This is a genomic window from Streptomyces sp. NPDC054841 (genome assembly GCF_053611045.1).
On the sequence record NZ_JBSGZO010000172.1, the window covers coordinates 11451 to 13778 of the forward strand.

The 2328-nt window shown below is 68.3% G+C and carries 1 protein-coding gene; it reads left to right on the top strand.

The window, feature by feature from the left end:
• Positions 1-179: 179 nt before the first annotated feature.
• Positions 180-2328 (top strand): hypothetical protein (locus ACWGI8_RS22570; RefSeq protein ID WP_453663376.1); only part of this gene is annotated, 2149 nt, incomplete at its 3' end.

A 2328-nucleotide genomic window follows, 5' to 3' on the forward strand; every position in this document is an offset into this window, starting at 1 on the left:
ACATACTGGTCTTCGCCCCCAAGATCCACGAGAGCGCCGGGCTGGCTCTTGGCGAGTCCGGACAGTCCGAATCCCTGACCGGCTCGCCTGAGCTTGCCGAGCGGATCGCCTCCCGGCTCCATGGCGCCAGAGATGTGCAGGTACATCTGCCGTCCCGACTGCCGGCGCCCACTGCCGCCTTGGTCCGCCGCCAGCTCAAGGAGATCTCCGAGGCACTCCGGGACGATTGGGGCCTGGCCGGTGTCACCTTCCACCTGCCGGCCTCGCAAAGCAGCATCGTTAGCTCCGAGATCCCCGGACGCACCGAACTCGTGGCCGACGAGGGCTGCATTCTCGAGGACTGGCAGAGCATCACCGCGGGCGGGCTCGGCGCGTTGCCACGCTTCGCATCCATAGCAGGCACGCTGCACGCGCTTCGCGCACCGGAACCGCAGACACGCACCTTCGGACCCGCCGACAGTGACGCGACCGGCGTCGTCGTGGTGTTCGCTGGACTCGGGGACCAGCAGTTCGCGGCGGACCTGCTCAACGCCCCGGTGCCGCCGGGGCTGCTGAGGCTGCTGCTGGACGCCGACGGAACCGGCGCCCCTACGCTGCACATGCTGCTTGCGTATCCGCGCCCGGGGCTGCCCAGCACCGTGCCCGTTCGGCTTCTGGCTCCGGCACTGGCCGGCTGGCTGGCGGCGTCTCTGTGGCAGGGGCACGAGCTCCAGGTGCTGTTCTCGGGAGCGGTACGGCAGAGGATGTTCTCCGATGCCGTGCTATCGGCCACGGCGCAGCTGCTCACCACATATGCCTACCGCGCCCCGGTGCGGACCAGGCCGGTGGTCCGGCACGGCATGCTGACGCTGGAAAACCTTCTTCCCCCGTCGCATCTCACCATGAGTCCGGTCTCAACCCTCTGGCAGCACCTGGCTGTGCCACCTGGCACCCCGAAGTCGGCGTTCACGACCCTGAGCGACGGCACCCTCGGCTCCACCGACCTGGCCGGGGCGCGGGTGACGTACGGAGGCGCACTGTCGATCAGCAGGGATCCGCACGTCGATAGACTCGTGGACACCGCAGCGGCCGCAGCCCGGCTTGCGCTCGCCGCGCAGGGTTTCTTCCTGCTCGGCACCGACCTGCACATCGACAACGGACGTGCCGTCGGCTTTGCCACCCACGGCACGGACACCCGGCCGAGCATCCTGGAACCGGAGGCACTCGCCGTTCAGATGCGGCATGCGGGCTTCGACAGCACCCGCCATGTCGCCCTGGTGGCCCTCGGTGAAGCCTTCGCCAATCCGGCCGAGCGGCCAGGCGCCGAGGAACTACTCCAAAGCCTCGCCGACGCGCTGGACGGGGCACTGGTCACTGTGCATGCTGGCTACCAGCTGGAGATCTCCCCCTTCGGCCTGGTCAGCGCGTCCCCGCTCTACTCCACGGTCGACCCAGGCAAGAGACCCTGGCTGACGAAGGGTCCCGACTCCATCTGCCTGGCCTCGCAACCCCTGGGGACCGGGTACATGCTGCAGAGGGCTGACCGGCCGTACCTGATCGGCACGGAAGGCAAAGCCGTGAGCCGGCAGCCCGAGGACATCGCTGACCTCGTCGCGTTTGCCGAACAGACCGGCATGTTCCTCGCGGACTTCGAGATCGGGACAGAGCTCCGCGGTGACGGCGCACTGGAGTACTACCTGGAGCGGTCCGCCCCCGGCGAGATGCCGGTCGATGATCTGACAGTGGCGCAGCTGCTGAAGACCTGGGGACACCGGGAGGGCCAGCCCCTCCTGGTGACGGCAGCCGTTGCGCGCCACAACCACGGGCAGATGGTCGCGCTGTATCGGCGGGTCGCCGACCTGCGCAGGTCTCCGCTGAGGATGATCCCTGTCGATGCGACCCTGACAGTGCATTCGCCTTACGGGGGCGGGCGAACGGAGCTGAGGCTGGGGTACGACGATGCGAACGGGCAGATGAGGGTCGCTGCCAGCTGGCTGCGCATCAACGTCAGGACCGAGGACTTCTGGCAGTGGTACACCGATGGCTACGGCCACCTCCGACGCGGTTCCCAGCCGGTCACGAGGAAGACTCTGGACCTTTCGCAGCCATCGCGCCCACCGCGGCTGCTGGCTTCCACCACCGTCCCCGACACGACCTTTGCGTCATGGACGGACCAGGACTTCACCGAGGGCCTGCTGCAGGTTGTGCTGGACTTCCGGCACGGCATTCCCGCCCTCGCCATGGCCGACGAGTTGGGTGGCGCGCCGAAGCCGCATACGATGGCTCCCGGCGAAGTGGTGAGCTGGGTCCAACAGCAGCTGTCCGGGACGGCCGTGGTCACCGCCTTGC